The 25,863-nt window shown below is 70.6% G+C and carries 22 protein-coding genes and 1 pseudogene; 16 read left to right on the top strand and 7 right to left on the bottom strand.

The features are described from left to right. Positions 1-115 precede the first annotated feature (115 nt). The 4 genes from JJQ90_RS02690 (at position 116) to JJQ90_RS02675 (ending at position 5,003) form a co-directional block, all read left to right on the top strand. Positions 116-1,870, top strand: a complete 1,755-nt coding sequence (locus JJQ90_RS02690) for a polysaccharide biosynthesis/export family protein (RefSeq protein ID WP_230410309.1) — start codon at positions 116-118, stop codon at positions 1,868-1,870. A 153-nt stretch (positions 1,871-2,023) separates the two neighbouring features. Beyond that, positions 2,024-3,004 carry a tripartite tricarboxylate transporter substrate binding protein gene (locus tag JJQ90_RS02685; protein WP_216872900.1) on the top strand — a complete coding sequence of 327 codons (981 nt, stop codon included), beginning with the start codon at positions 2,024-2,026 and terminating at the stop codon, positions 3,002-3,004. Positions 3,005-3,071: 67 nt separating this feature from the next. Continuing rightward, positions 3,072-3,995 carry a DUF1835 domain-containing protein gene (locus JJQ90_RS02680; protein ID WP_216872899.1) on the top strand — a complete coding sequence of 308 codons (924 nt, stop codon included), beginning with the start codon at positions 3,072-3,074 and terminating at the stop codon, positions 3,993-3,995. 54 nt (positions 3,996-4,049) lie between these two features. Further along, positions 4,050-5,003, top strand: a complete 954-nt coding sequence (locus JJQ90_RS02675; protein ID WP_216872898.1) for a Bug family tripartite tricarboxylate transporter substrate binding protein — start codon at positions 4,050-4,052, stop codon at positions 5,001-5,003. A 59-nt stretch (positions 5,004-5,062) separates the two neighbouring features. Here JJQ90_RS02675 and JJQ90_RS02670 read toward each other — a convergent pair whose 3' ends face one another. After that, positions 5,063-5,494, bottom strand: coding sequence for a nucleoside deaminase (locus JJQ90_RS02670; protein ID WP_216873740.1), 432 nt, complete (start codon positions 5,492-5,494; stop codon positions 5,063-5,065). 54 nt (positions 5,495-5,548) lie between these two features. Between JJQ90_RS02670 and JJQ90_RS02665 the strand changes: the two genes are divergently transcribed. The 6 genes and pseudogenes from JJQ90_RS02665 to JJQ90_RS02640 all read left to right on the top strand — a co-directional run bounded on the left by JJQ90_RS02665 (position 5,549) and on the right by JJQ90_RS02640 (position 10,864). Beyond that, complete coding sequence (locus tag JJQ90_RS02665) at positions 5,549-6,262, top strand: gamma-glutamyl-gamma-aminobutyrate hydrolase family protein (protein ID WP_216872897.1); 714 nt, start codon at positions 5,549-5,551, stop codon at positions 6,260-6,262. Further along, a pseudogene (locus JJQ90_RS02660) lies at positions 6,259-7,020 on the top strand (pseudouridine synthase); the annotation flags it as partial. The gene JJQ90_RS02665 and the pseudogene JJQ90_RS02660, both read left to right, overlap by 4 nt. Before the next feature lie 136 nt (positions 7,021-7,156). After that, the gene (gene rsmD / locus JJQ90_RS02655; RefSeq protein ID WP_329959346.1) at positions 7,157-7,714 is read left to right on the top strand and encodes a 16S rRNA (guanine(966)-N(2))-methyltransferase RsmD; all 558 of its coding nucleotides are present in this window, start codon (positions 7,157-7,159) and stop codon (positions 7,712-7,714) included. Between the two features lie 11 nt (positions 7,715-7,725). After that, complete coding sequence (locus JJQ90_RS02650) at positions 7,726-8,433, top strand: hypothetical protein (protein ID WP_216872895.1); 708 nt, start codon at positions 7,726-7,728, stop codon at positions 8,431-8,433. A gap of 89 nt (positions 8,434-8,522) precedes the next feature. Further along, positions 8,523-9,281 carry an EAL domain-containing protein gene (locus JJQ90_RS02645; protein WP_216872894.1) on the top strand — a complete coding sequence of 253 codons (759 nt, stop codon included), beginning with the start codon at positions 8,523-8,525 and terminating at the stop codon, positions 9,279-9,281. Positions 9,282-9,385: 104 nt separating this feature from the next. Then, positions 9,386-10,864: a methyl-accepting chemotaxis protein gene (locus JJQ90_RS02640; protein WP_216872893.1), complete on the top strand. Its 1,479-nt coding sequence runs from the start codon at positions 9,386-9,388 to the stop codon at positions 10,862-10,864. A 20-nt stretch (positions 10,865-10,884) separates the two neighbouring features. Here JJQ90_RS02640 and JJQ90_RS02635 read toward each other — a convergent pair whose 3' ends face one another. Beyond that, complete coding sequence (locus JJQ90_RS02635; RefSeq protein ID WP_216872892.1) at positions 10,885-12,240, bottom strand: glycosyltransferase family 4 protein; 1,356 nt, start codon at positions 12,238-12,240, stop codon at positions 10,885-10,887. Positions 12,241-12,419: 179 nt separating this feature from the next. On the opposite strand from JJQ90_RS02635, the gene JJQ90_RS02630 reads away from it, so the two are divergent. The 3 genes from JJQ90_RS02630 (at position 12,420) to JJQ90_RS02620 (ending at position 16,945) form a co-directional block, all read left to right on the top strand. Further along, positions 12,420-13,871 carry a mannose-1-phosphate guanylyltransferase/mannose-6-phosphate isomerase gene (locus JJQ90_RS02630; RefSeq protein WP_216872891.1) on the top strand — a complete coding sequence of 484 codons (1,452 nt, stop codon included), beginning with the start codon at positions 12,420-12,422 and terminating at the stop codon, positions 13,869-13,871. A gap of 63 nt (positions 13,872-13,934) precedes the next feature. Beyond that, a complete protein-coding gene (locus JJQ90_RS02625) occupies positions 13,935-14,729 on the top strand; it encodes a HugZ family pyridoxamine 5'-phosphate oxidase (protein ID WP_216872890.1) in 795 nt (264 codons plus the stop codon). Positions 14,730-14,767: 38 nt separating this feature from the next. Further along, positions 14,768-16,945, top strand: a complete 2,178-nt coding sequence (locus tag JJQ90_RS02620; protein WP_216872889.1) for a glycosyltransferase — start codon at positions 14,768-14,770, stop codon at positions 16,943-16,945. 4 nt (positions 16,946-16,949) lie between these two features. On the opposite strand, the gene purD is transcribed toward JJQ90_RS02620, so the two are convergent. Further along, complete coding sequence (gene purD, locus JJQ90_RS02615) at positions 16,950-18,218, bottom strand: phosphoribosylamine--glycine ligase (protein WP_216872888.1); 1,269 nt, start codon at positions 18,216-18,218, stop codon at positions 16,950-16,952. Between the two features lie 55 nt (positions 18,219-18,273). Between purD and xseA the strand changes: the two genes are divergently transcribed. From xseA to JJQ90_RS02600, 3 genes are read left to right on the top strand one after another with little or no spacing between them, the layout of a single operon-like run. Beyond that, positions 18,274-19,743, top strand: a complete 1,470-nt coding sequence (xseA, locus tag JJQ90_RS02610; RefSeq protein ID WP_216872887.1) for an exodeoxyribonuclease VII large subunit — start codon at positions 18,274-18,276, stop codon at positions 19,741-19,743. Continuing rightward, the gene (locus tag JJQ90_RS02605) at positions 19,740-20,549 is read left to right on the top strand and encodes a M23 family metallopeptidase (protein WP_216872886.1); all 810 of its coding nucleotides are present in this window, start codon (positions 19,740-19,742) and stop codon (positions 20,547-20,549) included. The genes xseA and JJQ90_RS02605 overlap by 4 nt, the downstream gene beginning before the upstream one ends. After that, the gene (locus JJQ90_RS02600; protein WP_216872885.1) at positions 20,546-21,292 is read left to right on the top strand and encodes an SDR family NAD(P)-dependent oxidoreductase; all 747 of its coding nucleotides are present in this window, start codon (positions 20,546-20,548) and stop codon (positions 21,290-21,292) included. Before JJQ90_RS02605 ends, JJQ90_RS02600 begins: the two co-directional genes overlap by 4 nt. Positions 21,293-21,310: 18 nt before the next feature. Here the strand turns inward: JJQ90_RS02600 and JJQ90_RS02595 are convergent, their stop codons facing one another. The 4 genes from JJQ90_RS02595 to JJQ90_RS02580 all read right to left on the bottom strand — a co-directional run bounded on the left by JJQ90_RS02595 (position 21,311) and on the right by JJQ90_RS02580 (position 25,832). Next, a complete protein-coding gene (locus JJQ90_RS02595) occupies positions 21,311-22,342 on the bottom strand; it encodes an amino acid ABC transporter substrate-binding protein (RefSeq protein ID WP_216872884.1) in 1,032 nt (343 codons plus the stop codon). 293 nt (positions 22,343-22,635) lie between these two features. Then, positions 22,636-24,276: an acyl-CoA synthetase gene (locus JJQ90_RS02590; RefSeq protein ID WP_216872883.1), complete on the bottom strand. Its 1,641-nt coding sequence runs from the start codon at positions 24,274-24,276 to the stop codon at positions 22,636-22,638. A gap of 45 nt (positions 24,277-24,321) precedes the next feature. After that, entirely contained in the window at positions 24,322-25,125 is an 804-nt protein-coding gene (locus JJQ90_RS02585; protein ID WP_216872882.1) for an enoyl-CoA hydratase, read from the bottom strand. Between the two features lie 92 nt (positions 25,126-25,217). After that, positions 25,218-25,832 (bottom strand): hypothetical protein, encoded by a 615-nt coding sequence (locus JJQ90_RS02580; protein ID WP_216872881.1) that lies wholly within the window; start codon positions 25,830-25,832, stop codon positions 25,218-25,220. Positions 25,833-25,863: the final 31 nt, after the last annotated feature.

Raw genomic sequence — 25,863 nt, 5'->3', positions numbered from 1 at the left:
GGCCGTCACGCACGCCCCTTCCGGCGCGCGCCCATGTCCTGGCATTCTGCAACGAGACAGGACAGTTTAACGGCCGGCCGGCCTCGGCCGGCCCTACTTCCGGATTGTGCCCGACATGACCGACTTGCTTCGCCGCCTGCCCCACCTGCTGCCACGCCTGGCCTTGGCGCTGGCGCTGCTGTTGCCTGCCCTGGCCAGTGCGCAGGTGATGCCACCCGGCACCGCGACGGGCCAGGGCGCACGTGGCCCGCAGGTCGGCACGCTGCCGAACCTGCTTGGCGCGGCCGGGGATGCCATCACCACCTCTCGCGCCGGCTCCGCCACCGCGGCGGAGGGTGGCCCCACGGCGGTCGGGCCGATCGGCGACCCCTCCCGCGCCGCGGGTCCCGCCACGGTGGTGTTCGGCGCCGCCTTGTTCACCCGGGCGCCGCCGTCGGCCACTGATTCGCCCAATCCGAACTACGTGATCCGTGCCGGGGACCGCGTTTCCGTCACCATCTGGGGCTTCATCGAGGCCTCGGTGGTCGGCGTCGTGGACCCGGAGGGCAACCTGTTCCTGCCGCAAATCGGCCCGATCCGCGTCGCCGGCACCCGCGCGGGCGATGTCCAGCGGGTGGTGGAGGCGGAGGTGCGCCGCGTCTATTCGCAGCAGGTGCAGGTCTATGCCGTGCTGCTCAATGCCAGTCAGGTCGGCGTCTTCGTCACCGGCTATGTCCGCCTGCCGGGCCGCCACATGGGCGCGGGTTCCGACAGCATCCTCGACTACCTGACCCGTGCCGGCGGCGTCGATCCGGGCCGTGGTTCCTATCGCGACATCGCGGTGAACCGGGGTGGCCGCACCGTGGCCCGGGTGGACCTGTATCGCTTCCTACTGACCGGACAATTGCCCAATATCACGATGCAGGAAGGCGACACGGTCGTTGTCGCGCCGCAGGGCGCCATGGTCGGGGCCGATGGCGCGGTGCGCAACAACTTCCTGTTCGAGGTCTCCGGCCGCGCCATGCCGGGCAGCGAATTGCTGCGCCTCGCCTCCCCGCTGCCTTCCGCCACCAATGCGGTGATCCGCGGCACCCGCGGCAGCCAGCCCTTCGCCCGCTACGCCACGGTGCGGGAGCTGGGCAGCCTGCAGCTGATGGACCAGGACACCATCACCTTCATCACCGACAGCCCGGCGCCGACCGTGCGCGTCAGCATCGAGGGCAGCCGCATCGGCCCCTCCGTCCTGATCGCCGATCGCGACACCACGCTCTGCACCCTGCTCGACCATGTCGCGGTGGATCCGGTGCTGGCCAATCCCGCCGGCGTCTTCCTGCTGCGCCCCTCCGTCGCGGCCCAGCAGACCCGCGTCATCAATGAGGCGATGGACCGGCTGGAACGGCAGTTGTTCATGGCCGTCTCCTCCACCACCGGCGTGGCGGAGATCCGCGCGGTGGAGGCCAACCTGGTCTCCACCTACATCCAGCGCGCCCGGCGCACGCGCCCCGAGGGCCGCCTGGTGGTCATGGACCGCACCGGCCGCTGCGCCGATGTGCGGCTGGAGGATGGCGACGTCGTCGTGATCCCGGAGCGGGTGCAGACCGTGCTGGTCTCGGGCGAGGTGTCGGTGCCGCAGGCCGTGGTCTGGCGCCCCGACATGCGCATTCCCGATTATGTCCGGGCGGCCGGTGGCTTCGCCGAGCGCGGCGTGGAAACCCAGGTGATGATCCGCAAGGCTTCGGGCGAGCTGATCCTGGAGCCGACGGAAGGCCCGGCGCCGGGCGATGAGCTGATCGCCCTGCCGCGCCTGGATCCGAAGAACTTCCAGATCGCGCGCGACCTGCTGAACCTGATCTTCCAGTCGGCGCTCTCCGCCCGCGTCTTCATGAACTGAGCAGGCCTGCCACCGCCGCGCGCCGCGCGGCGGTGGCATCCGCAACATCACCCCCTGGTCATCCATCCGGCTGTTGCGGCCCGGAACGGCGCGCGATAGGCATTGAGGCCAGAACCGGCCCGAAGGCCGGCGCGTTGCAGGGGAACACGTTCGATGACCAGCCCAATCCGTTTCGCCATGGGTCGCCGCGCCACGCTGGGGCTGGGGGCGTCACTGCTCGCCGCCCCCACCGTCTGGGCGCAGGACCGCTATCCCAACCGGCCGATCCGCGTGATCGTGCCCTGGGGCGCCGGCGGCACCACCGATATCCAGATGCGCGCTTTGGCCGACCAGGCCTCCAAGCGCCTCGGCCAGCCCATCATCATCGAGAACCGCGCCGGCGCGGGTGGTATCCTCGGCCCCCAGCAACTGCTCAACGAGCGGCCGGATGGCTATGTGCTGTCGCAGATGCCGATCAGCGTGCTGCGCCACCCGCAGATGGCGCAGCGGGCGCTGTTCAACCCGCTGGAGGACTATTCCTACGTCATCCACCTGACCGGCTATCTGTTCGGCATCGTGGTGAATGCGGAAAGCCCCTGGCAGAACCTGGAGCAGTTCCTGGACTATGCGAAGGCCAATCCGGGCCGGGTGAACTACGGCACGCCGGGCGTCGGCACCTCGCTGCACATCACCATGGAGCAGATCGCGGGCCAGCGCGGCATCGAATGGACGCATGTGCCCTTCCGCGGCTGGGCGGAGAACAGCCAGGCGCTGCTCGGCAACCAGATCCAGGCCAGCGCCGATAGCTCCGGCTGGTCGGAACTGGTGCTGTCGGGCCGGATGCGGCTGCTGGTGACCTGGACGGCGGAGCGCGCCAAGCGCTTCCCCAATGTGCCGACGCTGAAGGAAAGCGGCATCGACATCGTCTCGGCCTCTCCCTACGGCCTGGCCGGGCCGAAAGGGATGAATCCCGATCATGTGAAGGTGCTGCACGACGCGTTCCGGGAGGCGCTGTTCGACCCGGCCCATGTCGCCATCCTCGACCGCTTCGACATGGCGCCCTTCCATATGGGCCCGGACGACTACGCCGCCTTCATGCGCCGCCAATATGAGGAGGAGGGGGCGATGATCCGTCGCCTCGGCCTGCGGCTCTGACAGGGGGGGCGCGGGTGACACCGCCCGCGCCTCTTTTCCGCCCCGCCGCATCGTGGCATGGGCGGGCATGACCTCCACGGCCCATATCCGCTGCGGCGACGATCTCCGCGACCTTCTGCCCCTGGCTGGATGGCAGGGCGACTACCTGCCGATCGCCGATCCGGTCTGCATCGGCGCCGTCTCCGATGAGGAGCTGATCCCCTATATGGGCCGCCGCGCCCGCGTCATCGCCCTGCATGCCGGGGTGGATGTGGAGGCGGCGCGGCTGCGGCTCGGCCGCGAATACATGGCGCTGAACGCGCTGGCGAAGTTCGACCGAGTGCTGCTGTGGTTCGAGCATGACCTCTGGGACCAGGCCTGCCTGATCCGGGTGCTGTCGCTGCTGGCAGGCCGCGCGCCGCTGGACGGGCGGCTGTTCCTGATGCCGGCGGATGGCAGGCGCCCCTTCGCCATGATGCCGGCGGAGGAGGTGGCGGCGCTGGAACCGCGGCCGCTGACGGCGCTGCAGCTGGAAGCCGGCGCCGAGGCCTGGGCCGCCTTCGCCAGCCCCGATCCGGTGGCGCTGGACAGCCTGACCCGCCGTGCCTCGCCCCTGCCGCATCTCGCCGGGGCGATGCGCCGGCATCTGCAGGACCTGCCCTGGCGCGCCGACGGCCTGGCGCTGAGCGAGCGGCTGCTGCTGCGCGCCGTGGCGGAGGGGGCGGGCGACCTGGCCGCCGCGCATCGCGCGCTGCGCGAGGGCGATCCCGTCTTCCACATGACCGACCTGATCGTGCGCGACCTGGCGGAGCGGCTTTCCACCGGCCCGCTGCGGCTGATCGCGCGGGACACGCCCTGGCGATTGACCGAGCGGGGGCAGGAGGTGCTGGCCGGCACGGCGAAGCACCGCCCGGCGCCGCGTTTCCAGGCCGGGGTGATGGTCGGGCCGGACCCCGCCTGGTGGTGGGACCCGCGCGCGGCGGGGGTGCTGGGGCGACCCATCGGGGCTTGAGCCTGCCGCCCGGCTGCGCCACGCTGCGCCCTGGGAAACGTCAGGACAAATACGATGGGAATGCGAGGACTCGCGGCGGCCTTGGCGCTGCTGTGCGGAATGCCGGCCGTGGCGCAGGAGGCCTGGCCGACGCGGCCGGTGCGCCTGGTGGTGGGCTTCCCGGCCGGTGGCCCCACCGACATCCCCGCCCGCATCATCGCGGAGAAGCTGCGCAGCCAGCTCGGCCAGCCTCTGGTGGTGGAGAATCGCAGCGGCGCCGGCGGCCGCATCGCGCTGGACCATGTGCTGTCCCAGCCGCGGGACGGCCATACGCTGCTGGTCTGCACCTATATCGACGCGCTGAACACGATGAGCGCCAGCCGCCCCTATGGGCTGGGGGAGATGGCGCCGATCAGCCAGATCACCCGCGCCTATTACGCGCTGGTGGTGCCCAACAGCGTGCCGGCGACCAATGTCGCGGAATTCGTCGCCCTGGCGAAGGCGCGGCCGGAGGGGATGGCCTTCGGCCATGTCGGCCCCGCCTCCATGCCCAATCTCGTCGCCCGGATGTTCGAGGGCGCGGCCGGCGTGACCATGGTGGAGGTGCCCTATCGCGGGACGCCGCCGGTGCTGCAGGACCTTATCGCCGGGCGGCTGCAGTTGTTCGTCGGTCCCCTCGTGAACACCATGCCGCTCGCCCAGGGCGGCCAGGTGCGCGCCATCGGTGTCACCAGCCCGGAACGACTGGGCGTGGCGCCGGGGGTGCCGACGCTGACCGAGCAGGGGATGAACCTGGTGGCCTTCGGCTGGCTCGGCATCTGCGGCGGTGCCGGCACGCCGCCCGCCGTCGTGCGGCGGGTGAATGAGCTGGTCACCGCGGCCGTCGCCTCCCCGGAATACCGCACGGCGGTGGAAGGCACGGGCGCCGCCGCGGTGTCCTCGACGCCGGAGGAGCTGGGGCGGCTGATGCAGGACACGGTCACGCAGTACGGGGCGGTGATCCGGCGCTTCAACATCCAGATGGATTAGAGCGTGATGACCGAAGGTGCGACCGCACCGGAGGTCTGAATCACGCGATCAAACAAGAGTCAGCGGAGCCCTGCGAAAAACCCCCGCAGCAGCGCGGCCGACTCGCGCTCCCGCACCCCGCCCACCACCTCCGGGGCGTGGTGGCAGGTGGGTTGGGTGAACAGGCGGGGGCCGTGGTCCACGGCGCCGCCCTTCGGGTCATAGGCGCCGAAGACCAGGCGCTTCACCCGGAAGAAGGCAATCGCCTGGGCGCACATGGCGCAGGGCTCCAGCGTCACCCACAGCGTCGCCTCGGGCAGCAGCTTGTCGCCCAGGGTCGCGGCGGCGGCGCGCAGGGCCAGCATCTCGGCATGGGCGGAGGGGTCGCGCCGGGCCTCCACCTCATTGCCCGCCTGCGCCAGCACCCGGCCGGCAGCGTCCGTCACCACGGCGCCCACCGGCACTTCCCCCCTTGCGGCGGCGGAATGGGCCTCTTGCAATGCGATTTCCATCGGGGACATGGCGCGATGCTTGCCCTGACGGCGGGCCGCGGTCTAGCAACCGGCATGAACAAACGCCCGGTCATCGGCGTGACCCTGGATGCGGAGCCGGCCGGTGGCTGGTCGAAGCTGCCCTGGTACGCGCTCCGCCAGAACTATTTTGCCAGCATCATCGCCGCCGGCGGCCTGCCCGTCGCCTTGCCGCATTTTCCCGAATTGGCGGTGGACTACCTCGACGCCATCGATGGGCTGCTCGTCACGGGCGGCGCCTTCGACGTCGACCCGGCGCTCTGGGGCGGCGGGGCGCCGCATCCGAAGGTCACGCTGAAGCCGGGCCGGACGGATTTCGAACTCGCCGCGGTGCGCGCCGCGCTGAACCGGGACATGCCCGTTCTCGGCATCTGCGGCGGCCAGCAACTGCTGGCGGTGGCGCTGGGCGGGACACTCATACAACATATTCCGGATGAGGTGCCGGGCGCGCTGGCGCATGAACAGCCCAATCCGCGCACGGAGCCGGGGCATGAGGTGGCGATCACGCCCGACACGCTGCTGGCCAGCATCGTCGGCGCGCCCCGCATGGCGGTGAACAGCGCGCATCACCAGGCGGTCGCCACGGCGGGGTCCGGCGTGGTGAATGCCGTGGCACCGGATGGCGTGGTGGAGGGCATCGAGCTGCCCGGCCACCGCTTCGCCCTCGGCGTGCAATGGCACCCGGAATATGCCGTGGACCCGCGCGACCCCGACATCCTCGCGGCCTTCGTGGAAGCAGCACGCCGATGACCGACGAGACCGAGGACAGCCCGGAACGCGGCGAACGCATCGCCAAGTTCCTGGCCCGCGCCGGCATCGCCTCCCGCCGCGACGCGGAGAAGCTGATCGCGGAGGGCGTGGTGAAGCTGAACGGCAAGAAGGTGGATGGCCCCGCCACCTTCGTGCAGCCGGGCGACCGCATCTCCGTCTCCGGCAAGACGGTGGCCATGCCGGAACGCACGCGGCTGTTCCGCCACCACAAGCCGGATGGCGTGGTCACCACCCATAAGGACCCGCAGGGCCGGCCCACGGTGTTCGAACGCCTGCCGCCGGCCCTCGGCCGCGTGATTTCCATTGGCCGGCTCGACCTGACCAGCGAGGGGCTGCTGCTGCTGACCAATGACGGCGCCCTGGCCCGCAAGCTGGAACTGCCGAGCAATGGCTGGCTGCGCCGCTACCGCGTGCGGGTCTTCGGCCATGTCGATGAACGCGCCTTCGCGGCGCTCGCCCGCGGCGTGACCATCGAGGGCGTGGCCTATGGCCCGATCGAATGCGGGCTGGACAGCCGCCAGGGTGGCATCGCCTGGCTCACGGTCAGCCTGAAGGAAGGCAAGAACCGCGAAATCCGCCGGGTGATGCAGCATCTCGGCCTGCAGGTCACCCGGCTGATCCGCACCGCCTACGGCCCCTTCCAGCTCGGCACCCTGCCCAAGGGCGCGGTGGAGGAGGTGCATCCCAAGGTGATGCGCGAACAGCTCGGCATCGGCGAGGCCCCCGCCAAGCGCCGGCGGCGGGAGGAGGTGGAGGCCGAGGCCGTTGCCGCGGCCGCCCCGCCGCCCGAACCCGCCGCGCCGGTCAGCAAGCGTCCGCCCCGCCCGGGCAATATCCCGCGCGCCCGCAACGCCGAACCGAAGAGGCCGCCCCGTGCTGCGACTCGTCGCCGGACTCCACCGCGGGCGTAGGCTGGCCGCGCCGCCGGGGGAGACCACGCGGCCGACCAGCGACCGTGTCCGCCAGGCCATCTTCGACATGCTTTGGCACGCCCCCTGGGCGGGCCGGGAGGCGGTGGAGGAAAGGCGCGTGCTGGACGCCTTCGCCGGCAGTGGCGCCCTGGGGCTGGAGGCGCTGTCGCGCGGCGCCGCCCATGCGAGCTTCCTGGAACAGGACCGCGTGGCGCTGGCGGTGTTGCGCCAGAACGTGGCCAGCCTGAAGGAGGAAGCGCGCTGCACCGTGCTGGGCGGCGACGTTCTGCGTCCGCGCGCGCCCGTCGCACCCTGCGAGCTGATCCTGCTCGACCCGCCCTATGGCAAGGATCTGGTGCCGAAGGCCCTCGCCGCGCTCGGCGCCGCCGGCTGGATCGCGCCCGGCGCGCTGGTGGCGGCGGAGCTGGGGCGGGAGGAGACGCTGGAGGTTCCGGGCTGGGCGGAGGTTGCGACGCGGGAGCATGGGGCGGCGCGGGTGGTGTTTTTGCGCGCGGGCTGAGGGAAGGTCCGATGCCGGTCTACGTCCTCACCCACCACAAATGCGCCAGTGCCTGGCTGGCGGGCTATGTGAATGACTATGCCCGGATGAACGGGCTGGCGAGCATCGCCACCCACCACAGCGCCGCCCTGCCGGACCGGCCGGCGGATGTGGCGATCCTGGCCAATGCCGATCACGGCTTCCTGGCCGGGCGCATCCCGGGCGGCATCCACATCATCCGCAACCCGCTGGACCTGGTGGTCTCCGCCTACCATTCCCACCGCAACACCCATCCGACCGAGGGCTGGCCGCAGCTGGCGGCGCAGCAGGCGCTGTTGCGCAGGGTGCCGGAGGCGGAGGGCATGCTGCTGACCATTGCCTTCCTGGAACGCGCGGATTTCCACCCCGAGGCGGTCGGCCCGCTGCACGCGCTGCGGCGCTGGGATTTCGACGATGCCCGATTCACCACCCTGCGGATGGAGGAGATGGTGCTGCGCCCGAATGAACGCCTCGGCGCCCTGCTGAAGGCCGCCCATCCCGGCCACCTGCTGCCCCCCGCCGAACGCCACAGTTTTGGCGCGGTGACGGGCCGCGCGCCGGGGCAGGTGGATGCGACGTCCCATTACCGGTCTGGCCTGCCGGGCGAAGGACGGCGCGCGCTGCCAGCCTCCGCCGTCGCCTATCTGCGCGCGCATCTGGAACCGCTGCTGCGGCGCTTCTATCCCGAAAGCCTGGGCTGAGCGGCCTGTTGGCCTGGTGTTAGCGGTTTCGTCAGAACCTCCGGCTACTTGGTCGCGTTGTTGACTTATTCTCTCCGGACAACCCGCCCATGCGTTCCTCCGCCACGGCCTGCGCCGCCTGTCGGACGCCCAGTCCGCTCTTTCCCTTCACCATGGCCTTCCAGCCGATCATCGACGTCGAGACACAGCGGATCGATGCGCATGAGGCGCTGGTGCGTGGCCCGGGCGGGGAGGGGGCGCAGAGCGTGCTGGACCAGGTCGATGCGGAGACGATCTATGCCTTCGACCAGGCCTGCCGGGTAAAGGCGATCGAACTGGCCGCCCGGCTCGGCATGACCACCCAGCTCAACATCAACTTCATGCCGAATGCGGTCTATGAGCCGCGCGCCTGTATTCTCCGCACGCTGCAGGCCGCCGCGCGCAGCGGCTTTCCGCTGGACCGGCTGACCTTCGAATTCGTCGAGAATGAGCATATCGTCGATGTCGCCCATACTCAGGCGATCATCACGGAATACCGGCGCCATGGCTTCCGCATCGCCCTGGATGATTTTTCCACCGGCTATTCCGGCCTGCTGCGCCTGGCGGAGTTGAAGCCGGACATCATCAAGATCGACCGTGGCCTGGTGCGGGATTGCGACCAGGACCGCGTGCGCCGGGCGATCCTGGCCAGCCTGATCGGGCTCGGCGCCGAACTCGGCATCAAGGTGGTGGCCGAAGGGGTGGAGCGGGCGGCGGAGGTGGCGACGCTGCGCGACATGGGGCTGCGCTACATGCAGGGCTTCTACTTCGCCCGGCCGGTCTTCGAGGGGCTGGCTTCCCCGACTGTGGCCCTGCATCGCGTCATGTGACGGATTCGTCATGATTTCATGACGAATTGGGCCGTGGTATGAGGCCGCGATTAACCAGACTCACCGCATTGTGTGCGGGTTGCCCCAACAAGGTCACCTCCACCATGTTCGCCACCCTGACCCGCAAAGCCCAGCCTCCCGCCACGGCCCGCGCCCTCGACGCACTGCGCGCGAGCGTCATGGTCGCCGACAATGACCTGGTCATCCGCTACATGAACCACGCCGCCATCAAGCTGATGCAGGAGGCGGAGGCGGAGTTGAAGCGCGACCTGCCGAACTTCAGCGCGGCCCGGCTGATCGGCAGCAGCATCGACGTCTTCCACAAGAATCCGGGACATCAGCGCGGCATGTTGTCGGCGCTGAAGGTGCCGCATGCCGCCACCATCCGCGTCGGCGGCCGCGCCTTCGACCTGCTGGTGACGCCGCTGGTCGAACAGGGCCAGCGCACCGGCTTCGTGGTGGAATGGGCCGATGCCCGCGAGCGCCTGCTGAATGTGGATTTCGCTGGGCAGATCGCCGCCATCGACCGATCCCAGGCCGTTGTCGAATTCGGGCTCGATGGCACCATCCTCGATGCCAATGCGAATTTCCTGAAGGCGCTGGGCTATACGATCGAGGAAGTGCGCGGCCGCCCGCACAGCATGTTCGTCGATGCCGCGACCCGCGACAGCCCCGACTACACCACCTTCTGGGACAAGCTGCGGCGGGGCGAACACCATGTGGGCCAGTTCCGCCGCCTGGGCAAGGCGGGCCGCGTGGTCTGGATCGAGGGCGCCTACAACCCGATCTTCGATGCCAGCGGCAAGCCTTGCAAGGTGGTGAAGTTCGCCACCGACATCAGCCTGCAGATGCGACTGCTGGCCGATCTCAAGACGCTGATCGACAGCAATTTCACCGAGATCGACGGCGCCATCGCGCAATCCACCGCGGAGGCGCATTCGGCCTCCGGCGCGGCGGATGAGACGGCGCAGAGCGTGCAGCAGGTGGCGGCCAGTGCCGAACAGCTTGCCGCCTCGATCGGGGAGATTGCCCAGAGCATGGCGCGTTCCCGCAGCGCCACCGACGATGCCTTCACCCAGACCGTCTCGGTCGCCGACAACACCGAATCCCTGGCCAGCGCGGCGCAGGCGATGAGCAGCATCGTCGGCCTGATCCGCAACGTCGCCAGCCAGATCAACCTGCTGGCACTGAACGCGACGATCGAGGCCGCCCGCGCCGGGGAGGCCGGGAAGGGCTTCGCCGTGGTGGCGAGCGAGGTGAAGAACCTGGCGGTGCAGGCGGCGCAGGCGACGCAGCAGATCTCGCGCGAGATCGACGGCATCCAGGCCACATCGGCCACCGTCGCCTCCGCCCTGGGCGCGATCCGGGATGCGGTGACGACCGTGCGCGAAAGCGTCGCGGCCACCGCCTCGGCGGTGGAGGAGCAGAGCGTGGTCACCCGCAGCATGTCGGCCAGCATGCACAACGCCTCCGCCGCCGTCTCCACCGTCTCCGGCAATATCGCCGGCATTTCGGGCGCGGTGGCGCAGGCGGCGGAAGCGGTGGCCAAGACGCGGGAAGCGGCGGAGGTGCTGGTGCGGTAGCGCGCCGGTGCCTGAGGCAATCAGCTATTCAGTGTTATCCCGATCCGGCTGTACATCTCCGCCAGCCGGCGGTCGTAATGCGCGGCGTCGAACAGCGCCGCCTGGCGTGGACCGCGTGCGGACAGCTCGGCGCGCAGATTGGCATCGCCGTCCAGCGCCTGGATCGCCTCCGCCATCGCCCTGGTGTCATAGGGATCGACGGTCAGCGCGGCATCGCCCACCACCTCCGGCAGGGAGGAGGTGTTGCTGGTCATCACCGGGGTGCCGAGCAGCATCGCCTCCAGCGCCGGCAGGCCGAAGCCCTCATACAATGAGGGGAACAGCATGCCCTTGGCGCCGCGGATCAGGCTGATGAGCAGGCGGAAGGGCGCGTAGTCCAGCAGGATCACGCGGTCCCGCAGCTTGCGGGTCAGCGCCTGGACACCGTCGAAGGGGCCTGGATCGGCCATGATCCGCTGGTCGTCCTCATAGATCAGGCCAAGTTCCTGGCGCATCTGCCAGGCCTGCTTGCCGCAGATCACCAGCGGCGCGGTGCTGCCGGAGGCGAGATAGGCCTCGATCAGCCGGCCGACATTCTTCTTCGGCTCGATGGCGCCAAAGAACAGCCAGTAATTGCCCCATTCCAGCCCGAAGGCGCCCTCCACCTCCCCGCGCGCCAGGTTCTCCGGCTTGCGCGCCAGGCGGTCGGGGATTTCCACGCATTGGAAGGTGTTGGAGATCTTCTCCGCCGGGATGCCGAGCAGGTTGATGATGTCCCGCTTCGAGGCTTCGCTGACCGTCACGATGTGGTCGGCGGTCGCGGCGATGGCGCGGCAGGTGCCCAGGTAGCGGCGCTTCACGTCCAGCGTCGCATAGGGCATGCGCAGCGGCACCAGGTCGTGGATGGTGTAGATGTTCTTCGCACCCTCCACCCGCAGCGGCAGCGGATAGGTCCAGTGCATCACATCCTGCCGGTCCGGCAGCCGCACCTTGCCCATGCTGTTCTTGGCACCAAAGCTCTGCACCGCCGCGCGGAACAGCTCCGGGATGTTCCAGGCTGTGTCGGCATAGGGCAGGCGGGCTTCCAGCCCCTTGCGGATCACGGCATCCGTCAGTTGGACGCGCTTCGCCTCCTCCCCCATCGACAGCCTCAGGCTGTGGACGAAGTCGTCGATGGCCCGCTTCAGCCAGTGCGGCGGCTTCGGGCGGGCGTCGTACAGCGTGACCTCCCGCAGCAACTCATCCTTGCCGCTGGAGCCGCGCTGGCCGTACAGGACGCCGACCTCTGCCCCCATGGCGCCGAGCCGATGCGACAGGTTGCGGGCATAGGTGGCGACGCCGGTGCCCTGGTCCAGCGCCAGGTTGTAGCCGTCGATCGCGATGCGGGGCTTCGCCAACGGTCATCCTCTCCTGCTCACGGCCTGATCGCCCTGGCCTCGTAGACGGCCTGTGGTGGCCGGCGTCAACCTGCGGGGTGGTGGGGCGACATGGGATGACACGGTTGCGCCGCCGCCTCGCCTTTCTTTTTCCCTACCCCTGCGACATACCGGCAGCGCCGCAGGAAAGAGAGCCCCCGATGCCTCAAGACACCGTGCCTCTCGCCGGGCATCCGGGTGACTCGATTGTTCCCGTGATCTTGTGTGGTGGCACGGGCAGCCGGCTGTGGCCGCTGTCGCGGGAGGGTTATCCGAAGCAGTTCTGGCCGCTGATCTCGGCCGGAACCATGTTGCAGGAGACTGCGGCGCGGGCGCGGGGTCCAGGCTTCGCCGCCCCGGTGGTGGTCTGTGGGGAGGCGCATCGCTTCCTGGTCGCGGAACAATTGCGGGAAGCCGGGATCGACGGCGCGCGCATCGTTCTGGAGCCGGAGGCGCGCAACAGCGCCGCCGCCATCGCCGCCGCGGCCGTGCTGATCGGGGAGGAGACGCCGGGCGCCACGCTCTGGATCATGGCGGCCGATGCGGCCGTGCAGGATGTGCCGGCCCTGCGCCAGGCCCTGGCGATCGCCGCCGCCGCCGCCGGCACCGGCCGCATCGCCACCTTCGGCATCCGCCCGACCATGCCGGAGACCGGCTACGGCTATATCGAGGTCGGCGCGCCGCTGCCCGGCGTGGAAGGCGCGCAGCAGATCGCCCGCTTCGTCGAGAAGCCGGATGCGGCGACGGCGGAGCGCTTCCTGCAGGGCGGGCGGCATCTGTGGAACAGCGGCATGTTCGTGGCCCGCGCGGCGACGCTGCTGGCGGAAATCGCCGCCCATGCGCCGGAGGTTCTGGCCGCCGCCCGGGGCGCGGTGGCGGAGGCGGTGCGGGACCTCGGCTTCGTGCGGCTGGGTCCGGGCTTCGTATCGGCGCCGTCGGTTTCCATCGACACCTCGGTGATGGAGCGCACGCAGTTGGCCGCCGTGGTGCCCTGCGAGCCGGGCTGGTCGGATGTGGGAAGCTGGTCGTCGCTCTGGGATATCGCGCCGAAGGACGGGGCGGGGAATGCGACGAAGGGACCGGTGGCGCTGCTGGATGCGAAGCGCTGCTTCGTGCGGTCGGAAGGCATCCTGGCGGCGGTGATCGGGCTGGAGGATGTGGTGCTGGTGGTCACCGACGACGCGGTGCTGGCCTGCCATCGCGATCGCGCCCAGGACGTGAAGAGGATGGTGGAGAAGCTGAAGGCCGCCGGGCAGCGGGAGGCGACGGAACATCGCCGGGTCTACCGCCCCTGGGGGTCGTATGAGGGGGTGGCGCTGGGCACGCGCTTCCAGGTGAAGAAGATCAATGTGCGGCCGGGCGGCAAGCTGAGCCTGCAGAAGCACTATCACCGGGCGGAGCACTGGGTGGTGGTGGCGGGCACCGCCATGGTGGAGCGGGATGGCGAGCGCATCCTGCTGCGGGAGAATGAGAGCCTGTACCTGCCGCTGGGCTGCGTGCACCGGCTGGAAAATCCGGGGATGATCCCCCTGACCCTGATCGAGGTGCAGTCCGGCTCCTACCTCGGCGAGGATGACATCATCCGGCTGGAAGACACCTACGGCCGCGTCTGAGCCGGCCCGGCGGCCAGGAAATCGATGTCCTGGCCCGACGCTGGTGGTTAAGGTCCCCGGCCCATGACGCCAGTGACCCATTCGATGCCGACTCCACCCCCCATCACGCCCCGTCCCCATGACCTGCCGCCGGTGGGCGATCCGGATGCGGATATGGGCGCGCATGCGCGCCGGGTGCTGCGGCTGGCCCGTCTCGCCGCCCTGGGAACGCTGGATGCCGGCAGCGGCTATCCCTTCGTCTCCTCCGCGCCGATCGCCACAGACATGTCCGGCGCGCCGCTGCTGCGGCTGAACCGCATCGCGCTGCACACCCGCAACCTGCTGGCCGATCAGCGAATCTCGCTGATGGTGCAGGCCCACGGCGATGATGGCGCGCCCCTGCCCGGCGTCCGGCTGACCCTGACCGGGCATGCGGCGCCGGTCGAAGACCCCGATGCGCTGCGCCGCTACCTGGCCCGGCATCCTAAAATGATGGTGACCACCACCCTGGACAGCTTCGACCTGTGGCGGGTGACGCCGAATGGCATCGACCTGCTGGGCGGCACGCGGCTCGCCCCCGAACTGACCGGTGCCGATCTTTTGACCGACCTCGCCGGGGCGGAGGCGCTGGTGGCGGCTGAGCCGGAACTGCTGCGCCGGCTGAACGCCGACCACGCCGCCACCCTGCGCGCGCATGCCTTGCGGCAGGGCGGCGAGGTGGGTGGCTGGCGCGCCATCGGCCTGGACCCGGAAGGGATCGACCTGCGCTTCGGCCATGCCCTGGCCCGCATCAGCCTGCCCCGGCGGGTGACGGACCCGGCGGCGCTGCTGGAGGCCCTGGCCATGATGCCGCTGCCCGAACCCGTTGGCATGCGCTAGACCATCCCCCGCAACACGGTGGGCGGGATTCTTCGGGCATGGATGGTGTGCGGCGGAGCGAGGGTGCGGGCCTGCTGGGCGAGGCGGATCGCCGGCGCGATGCGCGCGACTGGCGCGGCGCCGCCGAGGGCTACGCCGCCTGGCTGGCGCGGCAGCCGGAGGATTGGGGCATCTGGGTCCAGCACGGCCATTGCGTGAAGGAACAGGGCGACGCGCTCGGCGCCGTCGCCTCCTATCGCCAGGCGGAGCGGGGGATGCCGGGCGATGCCGACCTCCAGATCCAGATCGGCCATGCCCTGAAGCTGGCCGGCGACCGCGCCGGCGCCCGCCTCGCCTATGGCCGCGCCCTGGACCTCGCGCCCGAGAATGAGCAGGCCTGGCGGGAGGTGGCGACGCTGCTGGCCGAGGGCGGGCTGGGCGAGGCGGCCTCGGCGGAGGCCGGTGGGCTGACCCTGCTCGGCGACCTGGCGGTGGTCTTCGACCTCTCCGACCTGCTGTCCTGGTTCGGCGGCAACCGTGCGCCATCCGGCATCCAGCGGGTGCAGATGGAACTCGTCGGCCCGGCTCTGCGCCCGGGGGTGGCCGCGACCACGGTGCTGCTGGCGGTCTTCGATGCGGAGGCCGGCTTCTGGCGCGGCCTGCCGCGGGAGATCTTCCTGCGCCTGGCCGCGCTGGCCCGCGCCGGCGCCGATCCGCTGGACCCGGCCTGGCGGGAGGCGGTGGGGCTCGGGCGGCAGGCGGTGGCGGCCTCGCCGGAGCTGGTCTTTCCGCAGGGCGCCTGGCTGGTCAACCTCGGCTCCTCCTGGTGGCTGGGCGATTATCACCTGGCGCTGCGCGCGGTGAAGGCGCGGCATGGGGTGCGCTATGCGGCGCTGGTGCATGATTGCGGCCCGCTGCTGGTGCCGGAGCACAATGCGCCGGCGACGGTGGCGGAATTCGCCCGCTGGTTCGCCGGCCTCGGCGCCCATGCCGACCTGCTGCTGACCGTCTCCGACGCCACAAGGCGGGATCTGGAGGCGTTGCGGGACAAGCACCTGCCCGGCCTGCCGCAACCCCCGGCCGAGGTGCTGGGGCTGGATGCTTTGCCGGCGCGGGTGCCGCCGGGCGCGCGGCAGCATCCGGGCGCAGCGGCCCTGGCCGGGCGGCCCTATGTGCTGTTCGTCGGCACGCTGGAGTCCCGGAAGAACCATCTGTTCGTGCTGAATGCCTGGCTGGCGCTGACGCGACGGCACGGGCCGGGCGCCCTGCCGCTGCTGGTGCTGGTGGGCCGCCCCGGCTACCTCTCCGACCCCACTCTGGCGCTGCTGCGCAATGCGCCCGCCCTGCGGGACGGCGTGCGGCTGCTGTCGGATGTGCCGGATTCCGCCCTGGCCGGGCTGTATGAGGGCGCGCTGTTCACCCTCTACAACTCCTTCCATGAGGGCTGGGGCCTGCCGGTGACGGAGGCCCTGTCCCACGGCAAGGCGACGCTGGCGCCGGACCATAGCGGGCTGAAGGAGGCCGGGCTCGGCCTTGCCCTGCATTTCCGCCACCAGAGCGAGCCGGATTTCCTGGATGCGGTGGAACGGCTGGTCTTCGAGCCGGGCTTCCGGCAGGCGCAGGAGGCGAAGGTCCGCGCCGGGCTGAAGTTGCGCGATTGGCGGCAGGTGACGGATGACCTGCTCGGCCGCCTCGCCGCCGCGCCACCGTTGGCGGAGGCCGCGCCGATGGCCGCCGCCCTGGGCGCCGTGCACCGGCTGGCGGAGATCGCCGCCCCGCTGCCCGACCCCGCCATGGCGCTGGCCGACCTGCTGCGCGCGGGGGAGGGCTGGCATCGGGCGGAGGCCTGGGGCTGCTGGACCCGCCCGGGCCGCGCGCTGCTGCGCCTGCCGCTGGACACGCCCCAGGGCCAGCCGGCGCCCGGGCTGCTGCGGCTGCATCTGATGCTGCGCGCCCCGGCCACGGCACAGAGCGTCACCCTCTCGACGCCGGGGGCGGAGCCGCTGCTGCTGGAACTGGCCGCCGGCGCCCAGGCCGTGGCGGCGCTGGAAATCGCCGATCCGGGCGCGGTTCTGGAGATCGCCATCGAGGCGGCAGCGGCGCCGGAGACGGATGCGCCGCAGGCCCGGCAAGTGGGGGTCGGCGTTGTCTCCGCCATGGCCTGCGCGTCGGATGACCTGGCGGCCCGGCTCGCCTATCTGGAACGGCAGCGCTTCGTCTGGCCGGAGCCGGTGTGAGGCGCTACAGCGCCCGCCAGCCGATATCGCGCCGCCCAAAACCTTCCGGCCAGTCGATGGCATCCACCGCCGCATAGGCGGCCTCCCGCGCGGCGGCCAGGGTCTCGCCGCTGGCCTGCACGGCCAGCACGCGGCCGCCATTGGCCCGCACCGCGCCCGCCGCGTCCCGCACCGTGCCGGCGTGGAAGAGCTGCACGCCGGGGATCGCCGCCGCGCGCTCCAGGCCACGGATTTCGGTGCCGCGGCGCGGTGTGCCGGGATAGCCCTCGGCGGCCAGGATCACGACCAGGCTATGCGCCGCTTCCCAGTCCAGCGTCAGGCTGGCGAGGCTGCCGCTGGCGGCGGCCAGCAGCACGGGCAGCAGGTCGCTGCGCAGCAAAGGCAGAAGCGTCTCGCATTCCGGATCGCCGAAGCGGACGTTGTATTCGATGAGTTTCGGGCCGCTGGCGGTCAGCATCAGCCCGGCGAAGAGCACACCCCGGAAGGGCGCGCCGCGCTTCGCCATTTCCGCCAGGGTCGGGCGGATGAAGCGGCCCATCACCTCGTCCCGCAGGGCATTCGTGAAAGCCGGGGCGGGGGAATAGGCGCCCATGCCGCCCGTGTTCGGGCCGGTATCGCCATCGCCGACGCGCTTGTGGTCCTGCGCCGCGCCGAAGGCGAGCGCTTCCGTCCCATCGCAGAGCGCGAAGAAGGAGACTTCCTCGCCCTCCAGAAACTCCTCGATCACCACGGCGGCGCCGGCGCTGCCATGGATGCGGTCCTCCATGATGGCGGCGATGGCCGCCTCGGCCTCCGCCATGGTCATGGCCACCACCACGCCCTTGCCGGCGGCCAGCCCATCCGCCTTCACCACGATCGGCGCGCCCTTGTCGCGCAGGTAAGCGCGGGCGGCGTCGGCATCCTCGAAGCGCGCCCAGGCGGCGGTGGGCACGCCGGCGGCATCCGCCACCTGCTTGCAGAAGGCCTTGCTGCCCTCGAGCTGCGCGGCGGCGGCGGAGGGGCCGAAACAGGGAATGCCCAGCGCGGCGCAGGCATCGGCGAGCCCCAGGGTCAAAGGCGCCTCCGGCCCCGCCACCACCAGGTCGATCTTTTGGGACATGGCGAAGGCGGCAAGCGCGGGAATATCTTCTGCGCCGATGGCGACGCATTCCGCCACTTCGGCGATGCCCGGATTGCCCGGGGCGCAGAACAGCTTGCCCAGACGCGGCGATTTGGCGATCGCCCAGCACAGCGCATGTTCCCGGCCACCGCCGCCCACCACCAGCACCCGCATCACGATATCCCCGCCCGGCTTCCGCGTCGGGGGCCTCCTAGCATAGGGTCCGCCGATGGACACGACGCCCGCCGAAAACCCCCCCAGCAACATCCCCGAATATGCGGTGGCCGAGATCGCCGGCGCGGTGCGCCGCACGCTGGAAGGCGCCTTCGGCCGCGTCCGCGTGCGGGGCGAGGTGTGCGAGGCCAAGCGCTACCCCTCCGGCCACTGGTATCTCTCGCTGAAGGACGAGAATGCGAAGCTGGAGGCGGTGATCTGGAAGACCGCCGTGCCGCGCCTGTCGATCCAGCCGGAGAACGGGGTGGAGGTGATCGCCACCGGCCGCATCACCACCTATGCCGACCGCTCCAAATACCAGCTTGTGATCGACCGCCTGGAATTCGCCGGCGAGGGCGCGCTGCTGGCGCGCATCGAAATGCTGCGCAAGAAGCTGCTGGCCGAGGGTCTGTTCGAGGAGGACAGGAAGCGGCCCCTGCCGCGCCTGCCGCTGGTGATCGGCGTGGTCACCAGCGAATCCGGCGCGGTGATCCAGGACATCCGCACCACCATCCTGCGCCGCTTCCCGCGCCGGATCATCCTGTGGCCGGTGCCGGTGCAGGGGCAGGGCGCGGCGGAGAAGATCGCCGCCGCCATCCGTGGCTTCGGCGCGCTGCCGGAAGGCGGACCGATCCCGCGCCCGGATGTCATCATCGTGGCGCGCGGCGGCGGCAGCCTGGAAGACCTGATGGCCTTCAACGAGGAGGTGGTGGTGCGCGCCGCCGCGGCCTCCCCCATCCCGCTGATCTCCGCCGTGGGGCATGAGACCGACACCACGCTGATCGATTTTGCCTCCGACCGCCGGGCGCCCACGCCCACGGCGGCGGCGGAACTGGCGGTGCCGGCGCGGCTCGACCTGCTGGCCGACCTGGCGCAGCGGGAGGCGCGGCTGCGCGGCGCCATGATGCGGCAGTTGCGCGCGGCGGAGACGGTGCTGCTGCGGCTGGAACGCCGCCTGCCGGATGTGCCCGCCCGCGTGACCGACCTGCGTCGCCGCCTGGACGAGGCCGGGGAGGGGCTGGCCCCCGCCCTGCGCCACTTCCTGGACCGGCGGCGGGACTCGCTGGCCCGCCTGCCCATGCCCCACCCCCGCGCCGGCATCGCCGCCCGCCGCGCGACGCTGGCGCTGCTGGAAGGCCGCAAAAGCGCGGCCTTCGCCCGGCTGGTCCAGCGCGCCCAGGGCGCCCGCGCCTTGCAGGCATTTTCCCCTGCGCCGCTCGCCGCCTTGCTGCGCGAAAAGGCGGCGCGGCTGGCCGGGGCCTCGGCGCGGCTGGAAGCCGGGTCCTACCAATCCGTGCTGGCGCGCGGATTTTCCCTGGTGCGCGACGCGCAGGGGCAGGCGCTGACCCGGGCCGCCCAGGTGGCGCCGGGGGCGAAGCTGGCCATTGTCTTCGCCGATGGCGAGGTCGCCGCGACGGCCGACGGCGAGGCGCCGAAGCGCGCGCGCGCGCCGAAGAAACCTCCGGCACAGGAGAGCCTGCTATGATCGCACGACGCCTGATTCTTGCCGCCCCCGCACTGCTGCTCGCCCGGGCGGCGCAGGCCATCACCTGGAAAGGGGAGGCCGCCCAGGGCGCGCTGCTGCGCGGCCAGGCGCCGCCCGGCACGACCCTGGCGCTGGAGGGCCGCGCCGTGCGCGTCTCGCCGGAGGGCTTCTTCGCCATGGGATTCGGCCGCGACCATGATGACTCGGCGAACCTCACCATCACCCATCCCGGTGGCCGGCGCGAAACGCGGCGCCTGCCCGTGCAAAAACGGGACTGGGACGTGCAGCGCATCACCGGCCTGCCGCCGGCCATGGTGACGCCGGACGAGTCCGCGCTGGCGCGCATCACGGCGGAACGGGCCCGGCTGGCCACGGCGCGCGGCGTGGACAGCGCCGGCACCGACTTCATGCGCGACCTGACCTGGCCGGCGCGCGGCCGCATCAGCGGCGTCTTCGGCAGCCAGCGCATCCTGAACGGCCAGCCGCGCCAGCCGCATTACGGGCTGGACGTGGCCTCGCCGACCGGCACGCCGATCCATGCCGTGCTGCCGGGGCGCGTCACGCTGTCGGGCGATTTCTACTTCTTCGGGCAGATCCTGGTGGTGGATCACGGCCATGGGGTGAACACGCTCTATGCGCATCTGTCCCAGCGCATCGCCCGCGAAGGCCAGGTGGTGACGCAGGGGGAGCGCATCGCGCTGATGGGCGCCACCGGCCGCGTCACCGGGCCGCATCTGCATTTCTCGCTGTCCTGGTACCAGCTTTTCCTCGATCCCCGGCCGCTGCTGACGGGAGAACAGCCATGAGCTTCGCGATCTACCCGTCGCTGTCCGGGCGCGTGGTGCTGGTGACGGGCGGGGCTTCGGGCATCGGGGCGGAGGTGGTGGCGCAATTCGCGTCCCAGCAGGCGCGCGTCGCCTTCCTGGATTTCGACGATGCCGGCGGCCAGCGCGTGGCGGCGGAAACCGGCGCGCTGTTCGTCCATTGCGACCTGCGCGACATCGCCGCGCTGCGGGCCGCCATGGCCCATGTCGCGAATCTGCTCGGCCCGGTGCAGGTCCTGGTGAACAATGCCGCGCGCGACGACCGGCATGGGCTGGAGACGGTGGAGCCCGACTACTGGGACGAGCGCATGGCGACCAACCTGCGCCACATGTTCTTCTGCGCCCAGGCCGTGGCGCCGGCCATGCGCGAGGCGAAGGCGGGGTCCATCATCAATATGGGCAGCGTCAGCTGGCTGAGCGGCACCGGCGGCATGCCCGCCTATACCACCGCGAAATCCGCCGTGCGCGGCCTGACCCGCGGCCTGGCGCGCGACCTGGGCGTGGACGGCATCAGGGTGAACGAGGTTGTGCCTGGCTGGGTGTTCACCGAGCGGCAGGAGGCGCTGTGGGCGACGCCGGAAGCCGTGGAGCGGCACATGGCGAAGCAGTGCCTGAAGCGGAAGGTGATGCCGCCGGATCTCGCGCGCATGGTGCTGTGGCTGGCTGCGGATGACAGCGCCATGGTCACGTCGCAGAGCTTTGTCGTGGATGGCGGCGGGATCTGACCCGCCGCCGCCCATGCCTCAACGCAACGGCAGCGCGTAGATCAGCCCACTGTCGGTCCAGAGCCGGTTCGGCCCGCGCGGCAGGTTCACCGGCGTGCTCGGCCCGAAGTGGCGGTCGTAGATCTCGCCATAATTGCCCAGCGTGCGGACCACATTATAGGCCCAGGCCGGGTCCAGCTTCAGCGACTGGCCGAGTTCCGGCGTCACGCCCAACAACCGGCGGGTGTTCGGGTTCACGCTGGTGCGGCGCATCTGTTCCGCATTCGCGCGCGTCACGCCCTGTTCCTCCGCCTCGATCACCGCATAGGTGAACCAGCGCACAAGGTCGAACCATTCGTCGTCGCCGCGGCGGAGATAGGCGCCATAGGGCTCCTTCGAGAATCGCTCATCCAGGATGGTCCAATCCGCCGGACGGGTCATCGAGGACCGCACGCCGGCGAGCTGGGAGGCATCCGTGCCGAAGGCGTCGCAGCGGCCGGCCTGGAGCGCGGCGCTGGCCTGGTCCGTGCGTTCATACAGCACCGGGGTGAAGGGCACGTTGATGCTGCGGAAGTAGTCCGCCGTCACCTGCTCGTTCGTCGTGCCCTGGATCAGGCAGATGGTGGCGCCGCGCATCTCCGACACCTTGGAGACGCCGAGGTTGTTGCGCACCATGAAGCCGTGGCCGTCGTAGAAATAGGTCACCGCATGGCGCAGGCCGAGCGTGACGTCGCGCAGCATGGTCTGGGTGGAGGTGCGGAACAGCACATCGACCTCGCCCGAGCCCAGCGCGGTGAAGCGGGTGGAGGAGGACAGCGCGACGAAGCGCACCTTGCTGGCATCGTTAAAGATGGCGACGGCGACGCCGCGGCAGAGATCCGCATCCATGCCCTGCCATTCGCCGCGGCTGTCCGGCAGTGCGAAGCCGGCGACGCCGGTATGGATGCCGCAGACCAGCAGTCCGCGCGCGCGGATCGCATCCAGCGTCGGCCCGGCGGCGGCCGGTGCGGGTTGGAAGAAGGTCGCGCAAGCGGCGACGAACGCGGCCGAAAGGCCCCGTGCCCAAGACATTGATTGAAGCCCCCGATTTTATGGCGAGGACGGATCGTCACGCCGCCCGGGGAGTCCTGTCAATTGGCAAAGAAAAACCCCGGCGGATCGCTCCGCCGGGGCCTTTTGGCATGGGTGATGTGGCGTCGCCGCCTTCGAGCCTAGTGACTCGCCCCCGCTGTGGCGGTGGCAATGATCCAGCCCGCGGACCCGGCGCCCGCCTGCATTCCATGAGACACTGGATCACCTCCTTTCGGTTGTTGACGACTGTGGAAAGCTTGCCTTGCGGCGATGCCGCGCCGCAAGGGAAAAAATCATACCGTGCCTTCACGCGCCTGCGTGCGCAGGATGTGCTTCTGGATCTTGCCGGTGCTGGTCTTCGGCAATTCCGCGAAGACCACATGGCGCGGCACCTTGAAGCTGGCCAGGTGGTCCTTGCACCAGCCGATCAGATCCTCCGCCGTCGCCGCAGCACCCGGCTTCAGTTCGATGAAGGCGCAGGGCGTCTCGCCCCATTTCGCATCGGGCCTTGCCACCACGGCGGCGACGGCAACGGCCGGGTGCTTGTACAGCGCATCCTCCACCTCGATGGAGGAGATGTTTTCGCCGCCCGAGATGATGATGTCCTTGGAGCGATCCTTGAGCTGGATGTAGCCATCCGGATAGGTCACCGCGAGGTCGCCGGTGTGGAACCAGCCGCCGGCGAAGGCCTTTTCGGTGGCGGCGGCGTCCTTGAGATAGCCCTTCATCACGACGTTGCCGCGCATCATCACCTCGCCCATCGTCACGCCATCGGCGGGGATCGGCGCCATGGTATCGGGGTCCATCACGGTCAGACCCTCCAGCGCGATGTAGCGCACGCCCTGGCGCGCCATCAGCGCCGCCTGCTCCTGGGCGGATTTCGCGTCCCAGGCATGGTTCCACTCATTCACCACGGAGGGGCCGTAGCATTCGGTCAGGCCGTAGACATGGCAGACGGCAAAGCCGGCTTCCTTCATCGCGCCCAGCACGGCCTCCGGCGGCGGCGCGCCGGCGGTGACGAATTGCACCTGATGCGGCAGCGGCTTCTTCTCGGCCTCGGCGGTGGCCAGCAGCGTCGCCATGACGATCGGCGCGCCGCACATATGCGTCACGCCCTCGCTCGCCATCAGCGCCCACATCGCATTGCCGCGCACCGCGCGCAGGCAGACATGCGTGCCGGCCTGGGCGGTGATCGACCAGGGGAAGCACCAGCCATTGCAATGGAACATCGGCAGCGTCCAGAGATAGACCGGATGCTTGCCGATACCGGCCGAGAGCATGTTGCCGATGGCCAGCAACTGCGCGCCGCGGTGATGATAGACCACGCCCTTCGGCCGCCCCGTGGTGCCGGAGGTGTAGTTGAGCGAGATGGCGTCCCATTCATCGCCCGGCAGCGTCCAGGCGAAATCCGCCGAGCCCCCCGCCACCAGCGCCTCATAATCCAGCGCGCCGTCCAGGCGGTTGGCCCGCGCTGCGTCGCTGGCCTCGGCGTCGTCGACTTCCACCAGCAAGGGCTTCACCGCGCATTGCGTCAGCGCCAGGCGCGCCAGCGGCACGAATTCGCGGTCCACCACCAGCACCTTCGCCTCCCCATGGTCGAGGCAATAGGCGATGGTCCCGGCATCGAGCCGCGTGTTCAGCGTGTTCAGCACGGCGCCGGCCATCGGCACGCCGTAATGGCATTCCAGCATCGCGGGCGTATTGGGCAGCAGCACGGCCACCGTATCGCCCCGCGCCACGCCGCGCTTCGTCAGCGCATCGGCCAGTGCCACGCAGCGCGCGCGCAGGTCGCGGTAATTCCGGCGCGTCGCGCCGTGCACCACGGCGAGGTGATCCGGGAAGGTCAGTGCGGCGCGTTCCAGGAACAGCAGCGGCGTCAGCGGCTGGTGGTTGGCCGGGGTGCGGGGCAGGGCGTCGTAATCGATGGCAGCCATTCTCGGATTCCTCGGTCGTCTCTGCGGCTTGGCGCCTGGTTCTTGTCAGCGGCCCCAGACAGGCTTCCGCTTGCCGAGGAAGGCGCCGATACCCTCCTCGGCATCCGTCGCCATCAGGTTGTCCGTCATCACCGCCGCGCAATGCGCATAGGCCTCCGCCAAAGGCAGGCCGCGCTGGCGATAGAAGGCGGCCTTGCCGAGTTGCACCGCATGGGCGCTGCGATCGGCGATGTGCCGCGCCAGCGCCATGGTCGCCTCCGACAATTCGGCCGCCGGCACGACGCGGTTCACCAGCCCGATCCGCTGGGCCTCCGCCGCTGACACCATGGCGCCGGTCAGCAGCATCTCCATCGCCGGCTTGGCCGCCACGGCGCGGGACAGCGCCACGGCGGGGGTGGAGCAGAACAGGCCGATATCGACGCCGGGCGTGCAGAACCGCGCCGCCTCGCTGGCCACCGCCAGGTCGCAGGTGGCGACGAGCTGGCAGCCGGCGGCGGTGGCCACGCCCTGCACCTCCGCGATCACCGGCTGGGGCAAAGCGGTGATGGCCTGCATCACCTCCGCGCAGCGGTGCATGGCGGCGTCGAAGAAGGCGCGGCCGGCATCCTCGTCATTGCGATGGGCGGTGATCTCCCGCAGGTCGTGGCCGGCGCAGAAGACCGGGCCGGCGGCGGCCAGCACCAGCACGCAGATGCGCGGATCCTGGGCGATCTCCTCCAGCCCATGGCGCAGCGCGCCGAGCATGGCGAAGGACAGGCTGTTGCGGCTGTCCGGCCGGTTCAGGGTCAGGCGGGTGACGCCCCCTTCGCAGTCCTGGCGCTGCAAAAGGGGGGCGGTGCCGTCCGGCATGGTGGGTGATCCTCCTGCGACCGCGCGCGGGCGGCCTTGGCTATAGCCTGCGCCGGGGATGCGGCGTCGCGCAACCATCGGCACGGCCTGCCTCAATGGGATGCTGCCAGCAGGTTGCGGGTCAGCGGGGCCGCGTCGAAGCGCTTTTCCATCATCTGCTGCGCCGCCACCAGATGGAAGCGCAGCGCGCCGCGGATCGCCGGGGTCTCGCCAATTCGCTGGTCCGGATGGACCGGCAGGGTGGCCATCAGCGGCGCCTCGCAGCGCATCCGCAGCCGGTCCGCGCCGAGGGGCGGGTCCTGTTGCAGCGCCAGCAGATGCGCCTCCAGCACCGCCGCCGTCGCCTCCAGCCCCGGGCGTTCCTCGGCAGGCGCCGGCGCCTCGGCCAGGCCCTGGCGGCCGAGTGCGGCCAGGGCTGTGGCCAAGATCGGTTCGGCCCCTGTTGCATGCGGCCGCAGCCAGGCCTCCGCCGCCGCCAGGATATCCAGCGTGGCGCCGGACAGGGTCTGCCAGCGGCAATGCGCCAGCGCGGCCTGGAAGTCCGGGTCGGCGAAGAGCGCCCTTTCCCCCCGTCCGGCCTTGACCTTGCAGTAATCGACCAGCGGCTTCTGGGCCAGAAAGGCGGATTGGCGGGCCAGGAAATCCCCGAAGCCGGCCGGATCGCTGCTTCGTGCATCCTGAAAGTGGCGCGTGAGCCACGAGAGCATTGCGTTCTGATCTCCCGATGAGCAACGATAT

The sequence above is a fragment of the Falsiroseomonas oleicola genome (assembly GCF_019029495.1).
In the GTDB taxonomy this organism is placed as follows: domain Bacteria; phylum Pseudomonadota; class Alphaproteobacteria; order Acetobacterales; family Acetobacteraceae; genus Falsiroseomonas; species Falsiroseomonas oleicola.
The sequence above is the reverse complement of the archived record's forward strand: the minus strand, read 5'-3'. Positions and strand labels throughout refer to the sequence as shown.

Bases quoted from the DNA above. Each gene is read 5' to 3' on its own strand.
- JJQ90_RS02595 (WP_216872884.1), bottom strand. From the start codon at position 22,342: ATGTCTTGGGCACGGGGCCTTTCGGCCGCGTTCGTCGCCGCTTGCGCG.
- JJQ90_RS02650 (WP_216872895.1), top strand. From the start codon at position 7,726: ATGCCGGTCTACGTCCTCACCCACCACAAATGCGCCAGTGCCTGGCTG.
- JJQ90_RS02630 (WP_216872891.1), top strand. From the start codon at position 12,420: ATGCCTCAAGACACCGTGCCTCTCGCCGGGCATCCGGGTGACTCGATT.
- JJQ90_RS02585 (WP_216872882.1), bottom strand. From the start codon at position 25,125: ATGCCGGACGGCACCGCCCCCCTTTTGCAGCGCCAGGACTGCGAAGGG.
- JJQ90_RS02590 (WP_216872883.1), bottom strand. From the start codon at position 24,276: ATGGCTGCCATCGATTACGACGCCCTGCCCCGCACCCCGGCCAACCAC.
- JJQ90_RS02675 (WP_216872898.1), top strand. From the start codon at position 4,050: ATGGGAATGCGAGGACTCGCGGCGGCCTTGGCGCTGCTGTGCGGAATG.
- JJQ90_RS02600 (WP_216872885.1), top strand. From the start codon at position 20,546: ATGAGCTTCGCGATCTACCCGTCGCTGTCCGGGCGCGTGGTGCTGGTG.
- JJQ90_RS02645 (WP_216872894.1), top strand. From the start codon at position 8,523: ATGCGTTCCTCCGCCACGGCCTGCGCCGCCTGTCGGACGCCCAGTCCG.
- JJQ90_RS02685 (WP_216872900.1), top strand. From the start codon at position 2,024: ATGACCAGCCCAATCCGTTTCGCCATGGGTCGCCGCGCCACGCTGGGG.
- purD (WP_216872888.1), bottom strand. From the start codon at position 18,218: ATGCGGGTGCTGGTGGTGGGCGGCGGTGGCCGGGAACATGCGCTGTGC.
- JJQ90_RS02620 (WP_216872889.1), top strand. From the start codon at position 14,768: ATGGATGGTGTGCGGCGGAGCGAGGGTGCGGGCCTGCTGGGCGAGGCG.
- JJQ90_RS02640 (WP_216872893.1), top strand. From the start codon at position 9,386: ATGTTCGCCACCCTGACCCGCAAAGCCCAGCCTCCCGCCACGGCCCGC.
- xseA (WP_216872887.1), top strand. From the start codon at position 18,274: ATGGACACGACGCCCGCCGAAAACCCCCCCAGCAACATCCCCGAATAT.
- JJQ90_RS02605 (WP_216872886.1), top strand. From the start codon at position 19,740: ATGATCGCACGACGCCTGATTCTTGCCGCCCCCGCACTGCTGCTCGCC.
- JJQ90_RS02580 (WP_216872881.1), bottom strand. From the start codon at position 25,832: ATGCTCTCGTGGCTCACGCGCCACTTTCAGGATGCACGAAGCAGCGAT.
- JJQ90_RS02625 (WP_216872890.1), top strand. From the start codon at position 13,935: ATGACGCCAGTGACCCATTCGATGCCGACTCCACCCCCCATCACGCCC.
- JJQ90_RS02665 (WP_216872897.1), top strand. From the start codon at position 5,549: ATGAACAAACGCCCGGTCATCGGCGTGACCCTGGATGCGGAGCCGGCC.
- JJQ90_RS02680 (WP_216872899.1), top strand. From the start codon at position 3,072: ATGACCTCCACGGCCCATATCCGCTGCGGCGACGATCTCCGCGACCTT.
- JJQ90_RS02670 (WP_216873740.1), bottom strand. From the start codon at position 5,494: ATGGAAATCGCATTGCAAGAGGCCCATTCCGCCGCCGCAAGGGGGGAA.
- JJQ90_RS02690 (WP_230410309.1), top strand. From the start codon at position 116: ATGACCGACTTGCTTCGCCGCCTGCCCCACCTGCTGCCACGCCTGGCC.